Source organism: Pseudomonas thivervalensis, assembly GCF_001269655.1.
GTDB classification, from domain to species: domain Bacteria; phylum Pseudomonadota; class Gammaproteobacteria; order Pseudomonadales; family Pseudomonadaceae; genus Aquipseudomonas; species Aquipseudomonas thivervalensis.
Window position 1 is genome coordinate 61,374 of record NZ_LHVE01000011.1, and the last position, 12,364, is coordinate 73,737.

General features: G+C 62.1%; 14 protein-coding genes. 10 read left to right on the forward strand and 4 right to left on the reverse strand.

What is annotated here, in order from left to right; genetic code table 11:
* The first annotated feature begins 76 nt into the window (after positions 1-76).
* Complete coding sequence (gene ada, locus AD659_RS15950; RefSeq protein ID WP_053122960.1) at positions 77-1,150, forward strand: bifunctional DNA-binding transcriptional regulator/O6-methylguanine-DNA methyltransferase Ada; 1,074 nt, start codon at positions 77-79, stop codon at positions 1,148-1,150.
* Here the strand turns inward: ada and AD659_RS15955 are convergent.
* Positions 1,114-1,602: a GyrI-like domain-containing protein gene (locus tag AD659_RS15955; RefSeq protein ID WP_053122963.1), complete on the reverse strand. Its 489-nt coding sequence runs from the start codon at positions 1,600-1,602 to the stop codon at positions 1,114-1,116. The genes ada and AD659_RS15955 overlap by 37 nt on opposite strands.
* Positions 1,603-1,751: 149 nt before the next feature.
* Between AD659_RS15955 and AD659_RS15960 the strand changes: the two genes are divergently transcribed.
* The 8 genes from AD659_RS15960 to AD659_RS15995 all read left to right on the forward strand — a co-directional run bounded on the left by AD659_RS15960 (position 1,752) and on the right by AD659_RS15995 (position 8,198).
* Positions 1,752-2,822: an NAD(P)H-dependent flavin oxidoreductase gene (locus tag AD659_RS15960; RefSeq protein WP_053122965.1), complete on the forward strand. Its 1,071-nt coding sequence runs from the start codon at positions 1,752-1,754 to the stop codon at positions 2,820-2,822.
* Positions 2,823-3,030: 208 nt separating this feature from the next.
* On the forward strand, positions 3,031-3,783 hold the full coding sequence (modA, locus tag AD659_RS15965) for a molybdate ABC transporter substrate-binding protein (protein ID WP_053122966.1): 753 nt from the start codon (positions 3,031-3,033) through the stop codon (positions 3,781-3,783).
* Complete coding sequence (modB, locus tag AD659_RS15970) at positions 3,784-4,464, forward strand: molybdate ABC transporter permease subunit (RefSeq protein ID WP_053122968.1); 681 nt, start codon at positions 3,784-3,786, stop codon at positions 4,462-4,464.
* Between the two features lie 3 nt (positions 4,465-4,467).
* Entirely contained in the window at positions 4,468-5,547 is a 1,080-nt protein-coding gene (gene modC / locus AD659_RS15975) for a molybdenum ABC transporter ATP-binding protein (RefSeq protein ID WP_053122970.1), read from the forward strand.
* A 217-nt stretch (positions 5,548-5,764) separates the two neighbouring features.
* Positions 5,765-6,820, forward strand: a complete 1,056-nt coding sequence (locus AD659_RS15980) for a DNA topoisomerase IB (protein WP_053122972.1) — start codon at positions 5,765-5,767, stop codon at positions 6,818-6,820.
* A gap of 119 nt (positions 6,821-6,939) precedes the next feature.
* Complete coding sequence (locus AD659_RS15985; protein ID WP_053122974.1) at positions 6,940-7,503, forward strand: ATP-dependent Clp protease proteolytic subunit; 564 nt, start codon at positions 6,940-6,942, stop codon at positions 7,501-7,503.
* Positions 7,504-7,727: 224 nt separating this feature from the next.
* A complete protein-coding gene (locus AD659_RS15990; RefSeq protein ID WP_082343568.1) occupies positions 7,728-7,907 on the forward strand; it encodes a con-10 family general stress protein in 180 nt (59 codons plus the stop codon).
* Between the two features lie 63 nt (positions 7,908-7,970).
* A complete protein-coding gene (locus tag AD659_RS15995; protein ID WP_053122978.1) occupies positions 7,971-8,198 on the forward strand; it encodes a hypothetical protein in 228 nt (75 codons plus the stop codon).
* Between the two features lie 279 nt (positions 8,199-8,477).
* On the opposite strand, the gene AD659_RS16000 is transcribed toward AD659_RS15995, so the two are convergent.
* Positions 8,478-9,242, reverse strand: coding sequence for an OBAP family protein (locus AD659_RS16000; RefSeq protein ID WP_053122980.1), 765 nt, complete (start codon positions 9,240-9,242; stop codon positions 8,478-8,480).
* Between the two features lie 99 nt (positions 9,243-9,341).
* The gene (locus AD659_RS16005; protein WP_053122982.1) at positions 9,342-9,875 is read right to left on the reverse strand and encodes a DUF3087 domain-containing protein; all 534 of its coding nucleotides are present in this window, start codon (positions 9,873-9,875) and stop codon (positions 9,342-9,344) included.
* A 217-nt stretch (positions 9,876-10,092) separates the two neighbouring features.
* Here AD659_RS16005 and ppnN point away from each other — a divergent pair, with 217 nt between their 5' ends.
* A complete protein-coding gene (ppnN, locus tag AD659_RS16010; RefSeq protein WP_053122984.1) occupies positions 10,093-11,466 on the forward strand; it encodes a nucleotide 5'-monophosphate nucleosidase PpnN in 1,374 nt (457 codons plus the stop codon).
* Positions 11,467-11,595: 129 nt separating this feature from the next.
* Here the strand turns inward: ppnN and AD659_RS16015 are convergent, their stop codons facing one another.
* Complete coding sequence (locus AD659_RS16015) at positions 11,596-12,255, reverse strand: HAD family hydrolase (RefSeq protein ID WP_053122986.1); 660 nt, start codon at positions 12,253-12,255, stop codon at positions 11,596-11,598.
* Positions 12,256-12,364: the final 109 nt, after the last annotated feature.

Genomic DNA, 12,364 nt, shown 5'->3' on the forward strand with positions numbered 1-12,364 from the left:
TCAACCGCAAGACCCGGAGTGTTGCCGTCTCATAGGCTCGCTACTGTAGCCAAAACGGGCCAATGGAATAACGACCATGAACAGCACTTCAAACAATCTCGCCCCTGAACTGGATCCCCGCTGGGCCGCCGTGCTCGCTCGCGATCCGCACGCCGACGGTACATTTGTCTATGGCGTGAAAACCACCGGCGTCTACTGCCACCCCAGCAGCCTGTCGCGCTTGCCCAACCCGCGCAACGTGGAATTCTTCGACACGCCGGAACAGGCCCAGGCCGCCGGCTACCGGCCCAGCAAGCGCGTGGCCCGGGACCAGACTCAGATCGCCGCCCAACAAGCGGCACGGGTCGCAGCGGCGTGCCGGCAGATCGAGGCGGCCGAGGAACTGCCAGGCCTGAATGAACTGGCGGAAAGCGCCGGCTTGAGTCCCTTCCATTTTCATCGGATCTTCAAGGCGGTCACCGGCCTGACCCCCAAGGGTTACGCCGCCGCCCACCGCTCACGCAAGGTGCGCGAACGCCTGGCCGATGGCGGCACGATCACCGAGGCGCTGTATGACGCCGGTTTCAATTCCAACAGTCGCTTCTATGAAGCGGCCGATAAAGTGTTGGGCATGAAACCCGCCGACTACCGCGCCGCCGGGCAGAACACCGACATCCGTTTCGCCGTCGGCCAATGTTCCCTCGGGGCGATTCTGGTGGCGCAAAGCGAGCGTGGTGTCTGCGCGATTCTGCTGGGTGACGACCCGGACGCGCTGGTGCGGGACCTGCAGGACAAGTTCCGCCGGGCCAACCTCATCGGTGCCGACCGCGAGTTCGAGCAGTTGATCGCCCAGGTGGTGGGCTTCATCGAAGCACCGGCCCTGGGCCTGGACTTGCCCCTGGATCTGCGCGGCACTGCCTTCCAGGAACGGGTCTGGCAAGCGTTGCGGGACATTCCCGCGGGCAGCACTGCCAGCTATGCCGAGATCGCCCAGCGCATCGGCATGCCCAAGGCCGTGCGAGCCGTGGCCCAGGCCTGTGGCGCCAACAGCCTGGCGGTGGCGATCCCTTGCCATCGGGTGGTGCGCAGCGACGGCAACCTGTCGGGCTATCGCTGGGGCGTGGAGCGCAAGCGTCAGTTGCTGGCGCTGGAACGCTCGTTGGGGGACTGAACGCCGATGTAGATCGCCACCGAGTCGGGGCCGCTGTAGACCTCGAAATCGGTGGTGAAACGGCGCAGTGTCTGCGGGTTATCCGCGAAATATGCCCAGATCAGGCCCCAGGCCTGGATCACGCAATCAGGCATCTCCCCCTTGGCTGAAAACACCAGGTAATCCCCGCCTTCGATGTCCACGGCGGGGTAGCCTGCGCTGGTCTCATCCACCTGGACGCCGGCCGTCACGTCGAAGTGGCCGGTGGCGTCGGACTCGTAATTGGAATACACCCCGTAGACGAACAACTCCGATTGCCGGGCCGGAATCGTGTCGAACAACCCTTCGCTGAAGAACCGTTGCCACATCGGGCCGATCCTCGCCGTGTCGGGCTGCTGCTCGTCGGTGTTGCGGGTGCGCACCTGCAAACCGGCCACGGTGAAGGGTTCGACAGTCTTGAGTTTCACGTCCATGGGTCAGGCTCCTTGATGTATGAAGCCCGCATGGTAACCCTCCCGCCGTCGGGATCAAGGTGCAGCGCTCGATTGAAAAACTCGACTGGCCCTGGCTAACCCACTCCTGTTAAAAACGCTATTTCCTTCTGCCGTCGGAGACCCCGCACATGAGCCAGTGGCCAGACACTCGCATTCTTGACCTGCTCGGTATCGAGTTGCCCATCATCCAGGGGCCGCTGGCCGGGGTGACCGGACCGGCCATGGTGGTCGCGACCTGCAACGCCGGCGGGCTGGGTTCGATGCCGGCGGCGATGCTCGATGTCGAACAACTGCGCCAGGCGCTGACGACCATCCGCGAACAGACCGACAAGCCGTTCAATGTGAATTTTTTCTGTCACCAGCCGCCGGCCTTCGACGAACAGCGGGCCGAGGCCTGGAAGCAACGGCTCGAGCCGTACTACCAGGAATTGGGCGTCGACTTCAATGCGCCGACCCCGGTGTCCAACCGCACGCCTTTCGATGATGCCGCCTGCCGGGTGCTGGAAGAGATGCGGCCCAAGGTCGTCAGTTTCCACTTTGGCCTGCCGGAAAAATCGCTGTTGGACCGGGTAAAGGCCACCGGGGCGAAAATCCTTTCTTCGGCCACCACCGTCGAGGAGGCTATCTGGCTCGAACAGCATGGTTGCGACGCAATCATCGCCATGGGTTATGAAGCCGGGGGGCATCGCGGGATGTTTCTCAGCGACGACCTCAACACCCAGGTCGGCCTGTTTGCCTTGCTGCCGCAGGTGGTGGATGCAGTGAAGGTGCCGGTGATCGCCACCGGTGGCATTGGCGATGCGCGCGGGATTGTCGCGGCGTTCGCCCTGGGCGCCTCGGCGGTGCAACTGGGCAGCGCCTATCTGTTCACGCCCGAGGCGAAGATCAGCGCGTCTCATCACCGGGCTTTGCGCACGGCCAAGGAAAGCCAGACCGCGATCACCAACCTGTTCACCGGCCGCCCGGCCCGGGGCATCGTCAACCGGGTGATGCGCGAAGTGGGTCCGATGAGTCCGCTGGCACCGGCATTTCCCCTCGCGGGTGGTGCGTTGATGCCGCTGCGCGCCAAGGGCGAAGCGGACTTCAGCAACCTCTGGGCCGGCCAGGCCTTCCCGCTGGGGCGCGAGCTGTCGACGGCCGAGCTGACGCGGCGGTTGGCTGAAGAGGCGTTGGCCCGACTCCACAGGACGAATACCTGATCGAACGCCATCGCGAGCAGGCTCGCTCCCACAGGGTTCTGGGGTGGGCATAAATCCGGCGACCACCTCAGGTCCCATGTGGGAGCGAGCTTGCTCGCGATGGGGCCAGCCCTATCACCCGCACCCCAGGCAAAATGCCACGTTCCGTTTGTCGGCCATTCGCTATATATTCCGGTATATAGCGAATCCACCCTTCGGAGCCTCACCCATGCGCCTCACCCGCTTCGCGCCGTTGTTGTTGATCCCGTTCCTGACTATTGGTGCCGTCCAGGCCGCTGAGGTACAGGTTGCGGTCGCCGCCAATTTCACCGCGCCGATCCAGGCCATCGCCACCGACTTCGAAAAAGACACCGGGCACAAACTGGTGGCGGCGTACGGCGCCACCGGGCAGTTCTACACCCAGATCAAGAATGGTGCGCCCTTCGAAGTCTTCCTTGCCGCCGATGACACCACCCCGGCCAAGCTCGAAAGCGAAGGCGACACCGTCAAGGGCTCGCGCTTCACCTACGCCGTCGGCACCCTGGCGCTGTGGTCGGCCAAGGACGGTTATGTCGACAACCAGGGCCAGGTCCTCAAGCACAACGATTTCCAACACCTGTCCATCGCCAACCCGAAAGCCGCGCCCTATGGCCTGGCTGCGACTCAAGTACTGGACAAGCTCGGACTGACCACCCAGGTCAAAAGCAAGCTCGTCGAAGGCCAGAACATCACCCAGGCCTACCAGTTCGTCTCCACCGGTAACGCTGAACTGGGCTTCGTCGCCTTGTCCCAGGTGTATAAGGACGGCAAAGTCACCGGTGGTTCGGCGTGGATCGTTCCGGCCGACCTGCACGACCCGATCAAACAGGACGCGGTGATCCTTACCAAAGGCAGGGACAACCCCGCCGCCGTGGCCTTGGTGGATTACCTCAAGGGGCCGAAAGCCGCCGCCATCATCCAAGCCTACGGTTATCAACGCTAAATGCCCCTGACCAGCGCCGACTATGCCGCCATCTGGCTGACCCTGAAACTGGCGTCCTTGACCACGGTGATCCTGCTGATCATCGGCACGCCCATCGCGTTGTGGCTGTCGCGCACCCGCTCCTGGCTGCGCGGACCGGTGGGCGCGGTGGTGGCATTGCCTTTGGTGCTGCCGCCCACGGTGATCGGCTTTTACCTGTTGTTGGCGTTGGGGCCGAACGGCTGGATCGGCCAGATCACCCAAGCCCTCGGGCTGGGCACCCTCACCTTCAGTTTCACCGGGCTGGTGATCGGCTCGGTGATCTATTCCATGCCGTTTGTGGTGCAGCCGTTGCAAAACGCCTTCGCCGCCATCGGCAGTCGCCCCTTGGAAGTCGCCGCCACTTTGCGGGCCGGGCCCTGGGATACTTTTTTCAGCGTCATCCTGCCCCTGGCCCGCCCCGGTTTTGTCACCGCGGCGATTCTCGGTTTCGCCCACACCGTCGGCGAATTCGGCGTGGTGCTGATGATCGGCGGCAACATCCCGGAAAAAACCCGGGTGGTGTCGGTGCAGATCTACGACCATGTCGAAGCCCTGGAATATGCCCAGGCCCACTGGCTGGCGGCGGCGATGCTGGTGTTTTCCTTCCTGGTGCTGCTGGCGCTGTACTCCAGCCGCCGAACCCGTGCCGGTTGGAGCTGATCGATGATTCACACGCGTTTTCAGCTTGACCAAGGCGCATTTTCCCTGGACCTGGATGTGCAACTGCCGGGCCGTGGCGTCACCGCATTGTATGGGCCTTCCGGCTCCGGCAAGACTACCTGCCTGCGCTGCATCGCCGGGTTGGAGCGGCCGGCCCGTGGTTTTGTCGAGGTCAACGGCCAAGTGTGGCAGGACAGTGAGCACGGCGTGTTCATGCCGCCCCATAAGCGACCGGTGGGGTATGTGTTCCAGGAGGCGAGCCTGTTCGCCCATCTGTCGGTGCGGGCCAACCTGGCGTTCGGCCTCAAGCGCATCGCGCCGGCACAACGGCGGGTGGACATGGACCACGCCACCGACCTGCTGGGCATCGGGCACTTGCTCGATCGGCAGCCGCACAACCTCTCCGGCGGCGAACGCCAACGGGTGGGCATCGCCCGCGCCCTGCTCACCAGCCCGCAGCTTTTGTTGATGGATGAACCGCTGGCGGCCCTCGACACCCGGCGCAAAAACGAAATCCTGCCTTACCTGCAACGGCTCCATGATGAGCTGGACATCCCGGTGCTGTACGTCAGTCATTCCCAGGACGAAGTGGCGCGCCTGGCTGATCACATCGTCCTGCTCGACGCGGGCCGCGCGCAGGCCAGCGGGCCGATCGGCGAAACCCTGGCCCGGCTCGACCTGCCATTGGCCCTGGGGGATGACGCCGGGGTGGTGATCGAGGGCAAGGTCAGCGGCTATGACCCGGCTTATCAATTGCTGACCTTGAACCTGCCCGACAGCCAACTGAACGTACGCGTGGCCCACACCTCATTGGCCCTCGGCCAGCCGCTGCGCTTTAAGGTCCAGGCCCGGGATGTCAGCCTCAGCCTGGCGAACGATGCCCAGACCAGCATTCTCAACCGCCTGCCGGTCACCGTGATCAGCGAACAGGCCGCCGACAACGCCGCCCATGTGCTGATCCGCCTGGAGGCCGCCGGCACTCCGCTGCTGGCGCGCATCACCCGCTATTCTCGCGACCAGTTGAAGCTGCAGCCGGGGCAGGCGTTGTGGGCGCAGATCAAGGCGGTGGCGGTGTTGGCGTAGGATTTGAGCGACTCAGATAAAACCATGTGGGAGCGAGCCTGCTCGCGATAGCGGTGGGCCAGTCGTCTTCCATGTTGGATGAAAAATTGCTATCGCGAGCAGGCTCGCTCCCACAGGTCAAGCGATCTATCCGAGACCTCAGAATCTTGGCACGACCAGAACGGGCTGCGGTCAATGAATTCACAGGCCACCGGATTCGTTGCCAAGGATTTTTTTCATGCCCGACACCCTGCCGCCGGATGCACTGCCGGCCGACCTGCATTATGTCGATGACGCGGCCCCTGGCATCACCCGTAAGAAGCTACGGGGCAAATTCTGTTATTTCGACCCGCAAGGCCAGCGCATCACCGACGCAACCGAGATCCAGCGCATCAATGCCCTGGCGGTGCCGCCGGCCTACAGCGATGTGTGGATCTGCCCCGACCCCCGCGGCCATCTCCAGGCCACCGGCCGCGATGCCCGCGGACGCAAGCAATACCGCTATCACGCGCGATGGCGGGAAGTTCGCGATGCGGACAAGTATTCGCGGATGCTCGAATTCGGACGCGCCCTGCCGCGCCTGCGCGGACGCCTGGAGGAGATCCTGGCCACGCCCGGCTTCAGCCGTGACAAAGTCCTGGCCACGGTCATCACCCTGCTCGACGTGACCCTGATCCGCGTCGGCAACCCGCAGTACGCCCGCGATAATCGCTCCTACGGCCTGACGACCTTGCGCAACAAACATGTCGAGATCAACGGCAGTGCCATCGCCTTCCAGTTCCGCGGCAAGAGCGGCGTCGAGCATCAGATCACCGTGAAGGACCGGCGCCTGGCGCGGATCATCAAGCGCTGCCAGGAGATCCCCGGGCAGAACCTGTTCCAGTACCTGGACGAACACGGCGAGCGCCATTCCATCAGTTCTTCGGACATCAACGCCTACCTCAAGACCCTGACCGGCGCCGACTTCACCGCCAAGGACTACCGCACCTGGGCCGGCAGCGCAGCCGCTCTGGCCGGGCTGCGAGCGCTGCACTGGGAAACCGAGACCGAAGCAAAAAGACACGTCACCGAGATGGTTCGGCAGGTCTCCCGACAACTGGGCAACACACCGACCGTCTGTCGTAAATGCTACATCCACCCCGCAGTGGTGGAAGGTTTCCTGCTCGGCGCCCTGAAGGCATTGCCCAGGCCCCGGGCCCGCAAGGGCCTCAGCGAAGAAGAAGCCGGACTGGCGCTATTCTTGAAGCGTATGACACAAGCGGCCGAGGCGTGCGAACAGGCGCAATCGGTTTAACGCGATTCCCCCGTAGCGAGTCACGAAGGCGGAACATACGCACACCACCGGACTCCCAACTGTACGGCACGACCACTGCGCAGGCATTTAAAAAAGGGTGAAATCGACAGGAGCTGCAGATGTCCGAACACATTGTCCATTTTCATTGCCAGATCGACCAGGGAACCACGGAACGCTTTCGTGACAACTGCCTGGAGGCCATCGAGAAAGGCGCCGACTCGCTGATGCTCAACCTCTCCACCGTCGGCGGCAGCACCAACTTCGGTTTTACGCTGTATACCTTCATCAAGTCCCTCCCGGTGCCGGTTCGTGCGGTCAACGCGGGCAACATCGAATCGATGGGCATCGTCATGTTCCTGGCCGCCAGCGACCGCACCACCACCCCGCATTCGCGTTTTCTGATCCACCCGATGAACTGGTACTTCGGCCAGAAATCCGTGGACCATTCACGCTTGCGCGAGTACCTGTCCAGCCTGGACAACGACGTGGCGCGGTACGTAGAGATCTATGTCAAGGAAACTGCTGGCGCGGCGACTCAGTTGGATATCTTCAAATGCCTGTGTGCCGAGGAACGGGTCATTCCGGCCGAGAACTCCCTGGCCTTTGGTATCGCCCATCGGGTCGAACAGGTGGTGTTCCCCGTGGAAGCCAAGCATTGGAAAGTCAGTGGTGGCGAGGACTAGCGAAACGTATTAACAAACAATATGTTTATTCGTCCTCTAATAAAGACTTCCAATTCTGTATAACTTTCAAGCGAAGCGGCTGTATAACTTTTTTATCCGGCCTTATTAGCATCATGACCGTTCGTCGCCAACGAAACGTTTTCTTTAAACTTCCCTCGGGCATTTTCTTTCACAGTTAGGCGAGGCAGTTTTTGCTCGCTTTAACCAAAATGAGGATTCTCAAAATGGCTAACACCGGAAACAAGAACCCAGGTAATTTCGCAAATGATCGTGAGAAAGCATCGGAAGCCGGCAAGAAAGGCGGGCATGCTTCGGGCGGCAATTTTGCAAATGACCGGGAAAAAGCCTCTGAAGCTGGCCGCAAAGGTGGCGAACGCAGCCATGGCGGCGGCCGGAAATCGTAACCTGGAAAACCGTCGGGGCGCAGTGCTGCTGCGCCCTGGCGCTTAACCGCACCGAGGTCGCCCATGAGCAGCCAGGATCGATTCATCATCAGTTTCATCAGCGATGGCCAGCCCGACAATCGCGTGGTCGAGGCCAGCACCGAAACATTGAGTGTCAGCGAAGCCGAAGCCTTATTGAGGGCGACATTCAGTGAACTCAAGGATGTTGAACTCAGCGATGTCCAAGTTCAGAAGAAAACCAGGCCCAACGAAGAAGAACATGGTGTGCCGGGGCATTTCAAACAACCCTAGTTCAAACTAGTTCCGCAACGCCCTACTCCTTATTACTTCGCACACTTTGTGGCGAGGAAGCTTGCTCCCGCTGGGCTGCGTCTGTAGGAGCTGTGTAGGAGCTGTGTAGGAGCTGTCGAGTGCAACGAGGCTGCGATCTTGTTCCAACCAATTGAGTCTCAAGCGAAAGATCAAGATCAAGATCAAGATCAAGATCAAAAGATCGCAGGCTTCGCCAGCTCCTACAGAGCCCAGCGGGAGCAAGCTCCCTCGCCACAAAAAGCGGAATTTCGATAACTTTTAATGCGCATGACCGCCAGTTGGATCCTTGACCTGCCACACCTGCCACACCTGCCCTTTCTGCCAGGCATCCGCACCCGGATCGATCGCCGGTGTTCCAATACCGGCCCGGGCACGCTTTTTCGCCTCGCTGTCGACCCCCATCCGACCGTCCCGCTCGCGTACCAACTGCGAGTCAATCTGCCCATCGGCGGTGAACCCCATCATCAACTGAGGCACCCCGTAGGGCAGTGCATTGCCCTGTTCGGTGTGCCACGTATGCCAAGTCTTGCCATACGTGCCGATCAGGTTTTCCATCAACCGGGTTTCCGCTGCCTGGGGAATCCCTGGCGCGATCAACTGCCCGGATTTCACCTCGTGCACATGGCTGTGCCACAGCTGTTTTTCACTCGCCGGCAATCCTTCGAACAAGCGCTTGCTGATGATGTACTCGACGCCCATCAGCTTGGCGCTGGAAGTATTGCCGTCGAAGATCGCGCACTGAAAGACCTCCTCGTTCAGCGCCGTACAGTAGTGATGCGCTTCCATCTGCCCGGACATTCGCCCGTTATAGAAATGAAAGCCGTCGAGGTAGGTGTCCAGGGCCCGCAACGGCGGCTTGTCTTGCATGATCCGCGCCCCGGTTTCCAGCGTCGCGGTGGTCGGGGTCTTCGCGGCACCCGGCGCATCGACGGGCGAGTCGCTCGTGCCCCCCGCGCAGCCGGTCAATCCTAAAGCCGTCGCCCATAGCAGGGTCCAGGCGCCATAAACACGTCGATCCGGCATGTCATCTCTCCTTTGCATGACTGTTCATGAGAAAGACAGTGCCGGGGGCGGGTTTGATTTTCCTGGCGGTCCACCGACGAATGGCGCGCCTCTGGCCGATCAACCGACGCTATGGATTTGTTTCACCGTCTCGATCCAGCTCGGGTCCAGGCGCGACTGTTCCGTGTCCAGGCCCAGCGCCTGCATTTTCGCCAGGTGCGCATCGGCCTCTCGAGCCAGGGAAGACTGGGCGCTGGAGTTGGCGTCCAACTGGTGCATCTGGGCGAGCCCCAAATGATAGAAGCGCAACAGCTTCATGGCGGTCGGGTCCTCGGCCTGCACACCGGCCTTCACCTGGTGCATCACGTTGGTGATTTTCATCAGGCTGCGCTTGAGCTGCCAGCCGTACACCGCGGCGGCCATCCACGGCTGCGACCAGAAGTACTGGCGCATCAGCACCGCCATCACCAACACGGCGACAATCACTCCGCCGAGGTTGAAGCGAAAGTTGTCGCCTCCGGGCGTACCGAACAGCATCACGGCGAGGCTGGACAGCACCATCGCCAGGGCCAGGAACACCACCGCGATGATCAGGGTGCTGCGGCGGGTCTGCTTGCGGTAGGTGTCACCATCCCACGGTTTGATCTCGAACATCGCGGCGCAATTTCCTTGTACGGCATCAAAAGAGTCACGCATTATCGCCTGCCCGGTCGATTTAGCTATGCTGGGGCTCATTTTGTATGACCGTCGACTCGCCGGGTCCGGATCGAAGTCCATGGCGATAGCGCAAGGATCGTGCGATCTTTCTACGTGGACGTTTTTTTCAAGATGCCGTCGTTGTGTGCATGGCATCGTTTTCAAGGAAAGCTGAATGACTCAAAGACATGTAATCAACGCCTCGGTCAGCCCCAAGGGCAGCCTGGAGACCTTGTCCCAGCGCGAAGTCCAGCAACTGAGCGAAGCCGGTTCCGGCAGCATCTACGACCTTTTCCGCCAGTGCGCCCTGGCCATCCTCAACACCGGCGCCCATGTCGATAACGCCAAGACCATCCTGGAAGCCTACAAGGACTTCGAGATCCGCATTCACCAGCAGGACCGGGGCGTGCGCCTGGAGCTGCTGAACGCGCCAGCCGATGCGTTCGTCGACGGCGAAATGATCGCCAGCACCCGGGAAATGCTCTTCAGCGCCCTGCGCGACATCGTCTACACCGAGAACGAGCTGGACAGCCAGCGCATCGACCTCAGCTCGTCCCAGGGCATCAGCGACTACGTGTTCCACCTGCTGCGCAACGCCCGCACCTTGCGCCCAGGCGTGGAGCCGAAAATCGTCGTGTGCTGGGGCGGTCACTCGATCAACACCGAAGAATACAAATACACCAAGAAAGTCGGCCACGAACTGGGCCTGCGCAGCCTGGACATCTGCACCGGCTGCGGCCCGGGCGTGATGAAAGGCCCGATGAAAGGCGCCACCATTGCCCACGCCAAGCAACGCATCCATGGCGGCCGCTATCTAGGCCTGACGGAGCCGGGCATCATTGCCGCCGAGGCGCCGAACCCGATCGTCAATGAGCTGGTGATCCTGCCGGACATCGAGAAGCGCCTGGAAGCCTTCGTGCGGGTCGGCCACGGCATCATCATCTTCCCGGGCGGCGCCGGTACGGCGGAAGAGTTCCTGTACCTGCTGGGCATCCTGATGCACCCCGCCAACCAGGACCTGCCCTTCCCGGTGGTGCTCACCGGGCCGAAAAGTGCCGCGCCGTACCTCGACCAGTTGCATGCGTTTGTCGGTGCGACCCTGGGCGAGGCGGCGCAGAAGCACTATCAGATCATCATCGACGACCCGGCCGAAGTAGCACGGCAGATGACCCAGGGGCTCAAGGAGGTCAAGCAGTTCCGCCGCGAGCGCAACGACGCCTTCCACTTCAACTGGCTGCTGAAAATCGACGAGGGCTTCCAACGCCCGTTCGACCCGACCCACGCCAACATGGCCAGCCTGGGCCTGAGCCGCGACCTGCCCGCCCACGAACTGGCCGCCAACCTGCGCCGGGCGTTTTCGGGGATCGTGGCGGGGAACGTCAAGGACAAGGGCATCCGCCTGATCGAAGAACACGGCCCCTACGAAATCCACGGCGACCCCGCCATCATGGAGCCCCTCGACCGCCTGCTCCAGGCCTTCGTCGCCCAACACCGCATGAAACTGCCGGGCGGCGCGGCGTATGTGCCGTGCTATCGCGTGGTGACCTGACCTCAAGCCCCAACACCACTCCAATGTGGGAGCGAGCTTGCTCGCGATGGCGTCGGCCCATCCAATATTGATGCAAGCTGACCCACCGCTATCGCGAGCAAGCTCGCTCCCACAAGGGATTATCTGCGGTTACAGAATTCGCATCAGCCCGGCTTCATCCACTTCAAGGCCCAGCCCAAGGTAATCCTTGATTTGCGGATGAAGGGTTACCACTGGGTGCGTATGGGTTGCCGTCACCACCATCACATCGGCCTCGGCCGCCTCGCCTGCCCGGATTCCGGCCTCGGCGTCTTCGAAAACCAGGCATTCCTGCGGCGCCACTTGCAGACGCTCGGCAGCCAGGCGGTAGCAGGTGGGATTGGGCTTGCCGTCGCTGACGTCTTCGGCAGTGACCATGACCAAGGGGCGCGGAATTCCGGCGGCTTCCATACGGCGCAAGGCCAACCCCATGGGCGCGGAAGTGACGATTGCCCAGCGCTCCGGCGGCAGGCTTTCCAGGAACGCCAGCGCACCGGGCACTTGCACCACCCCTTCGACGTCTTCGATTTCTTCCCGGGTAATCTGCTCGGCTTCCGCCTCGGCATCGACCCCCGGCAGGTGCTGACGGGCAATGGTGTCGATGGCGCGCACGCCATGGATGGTCGGCAGGAACGTCGCCACGTCCACGCCATGGCGCAGGGCCCAGCGCGTCCAGATCCGCTCGGCGGCGGCGATGGAATTGAGCAACGTGCCATCCATGTCGAACAGGAAGGCGCGGTAGGCGATGTTGGAGCGCAGAGTGACAGGCATCGGATCCTCGGTGGGCGGCGTGGCGGGTGATGGCCACTGTAACATCGCCAGGCCCCGAACCTGTGGGAGCGGGCTTGCTCGCGAAGGCGGTGAATCAGTCAATATTGTT

Bases quoted from the DNA above. Each gene is read 5' to 3' on its own strand.
- ada (WP_053122960.1), top strand. From the start codon at position 77: ATGAACAGCACTTCAAACAATCTCGCCCCTGAACTGGATCCCCGCTGG.
- AD659_RS15955 (WP_053122963.1), bottom strand. From the start codon at position 1,602: ATGGACGTGAAACTCAAGACTGTCGAACCCTTCACCGTGGCCGGTTTG.
- AD659_RS15960 (WP_053122965.1), top strand. From the start codon at position 1,752: ATGAGCCAGTGGCCAGACACTCGCATTCTTGACCTGCTCGGTATCGAG.
- modA (WP_053122966.1), top strand. From the start codon at position 3,031: ATGCGCCTCACCCGCTTCGCGCCGTTGTTGTTGATCCCGTTCCTGACT.
- modB (WP_053122968.1), top strand. From the start codon at position 3,784: ATGCCCCTGACCAGCGCCGACTATGCCGCCATCTGGCTGACCCTGAAA.
- modC (WP_053122970.1), top strand. From the start codon at position 4,468: ATGATTCACACGCGTTTTCAGCTTGACCAAGGCGCATTTTCCCTGGAC.
- AD659_RS15980 (WP_053122972.1), top strand. From the start codon at position 5,765: ATGCCCGACACCCTGCCGCCGGATGCACTGCCGGCCGACCTGCATTAT.
- AD659_RS15985 (WP_053122974.1), top strand. From the start codon at position 6,940: ATGTCCGAACACATTGTCCATTTTCATTGCCAGATCGACCAGGGAACC.
- AD659_RS15990 (WP_082343568.1), top strand. From the start codon at position 7,728: ATGGCTAACACCGGAAACAAGAACCCAGGTAATTTCGCAAATGATCGT.
- AD659_RS15995 (WP_053122978.1), top strand. From the start codon at position 7,971: ATGAGCAGCCAGGATCGATTCATCATCAGTTTCATCAGCGATGGCCAG.
- AD659_RS16000 (WP_053122980.1), bottom strand. From the start codon at position 9,242: ATGCCGGATCGACGTGTTTATGGCGCCTGGACCCTGCTATGGGCGACG.
- AD659_RS16005 (WP_053122982.1), bottom strand. From the start codon at position 9,875: ATGTTCGAGATCAAACCGTGGGATGGTGACACCTACCGCAAGCAGACC.
- ppnN (WP_053122984.1), top strand. From the start codon at position 10,093: ATGACTCAAAGACATGTAATCAACGCCTCGGTCAGCCCCAAGGGCAGC.
- AD659_RS16015 (WP_053122986.1), bottom strand. From the start codon at position 12,255: ATGCCTGTCACTCTGCGCTCCAACATCGCCTACCGCGCCTTCCTGTTC.